General features: G+C 55.3%; 1 rRNA gene. It reads left to right on the top strand.

What is annotated here, in order from left to right:
* Positions 1-320 (top strand): 23S ribosomal RNA (locus KI350_RS22790); the annotation flags it as partial.

Here is a 320-nt window from a genome sequence, read left to right as displayed (position 1 = left end):
CTGCAGCCTGATATTGAATGTTGGTACAGCTTGTACAGGATAGGTAGGAGCCTTGGAAACCGGAGCGCCAGCTTCGGTGGAGGCATCGGTGGGATACTACCCTGGCTGTATTGACCTTCTAACCCGCTGCCCTTATCGGGCAGGGAGACAGTGTCAGGTGGGCAGTTTGACTGGGGCGGTCGCCTCCTAAAAAGTAACGGAGGCGCCCAAAGGTTCCCTCAGAATGGTTGGAAATCATTCGCAGAGTGTAAAGGCACAAGGGAGCTTGACTGCGAGACCTACAAGTCGAGCAGGGACGAAAGTCGGGCTTAGTGATCCGG

This window comes from Bacillus sp. J41TS8, assembly GCF_018333035.1.
In the GTDB taxonomy this organism is placed as follows: domain Bacteria; phylum Bacillota; class Bacilli; order Bacillales; family Bacillaceae; genus Bacillus; species Bacillus paralicheniformis.
The sequence above is the reverse complement of the archived record's forward strand: the minus strand, read 5'-3'. Positions and strand labels throughout refer to the sequence as shown.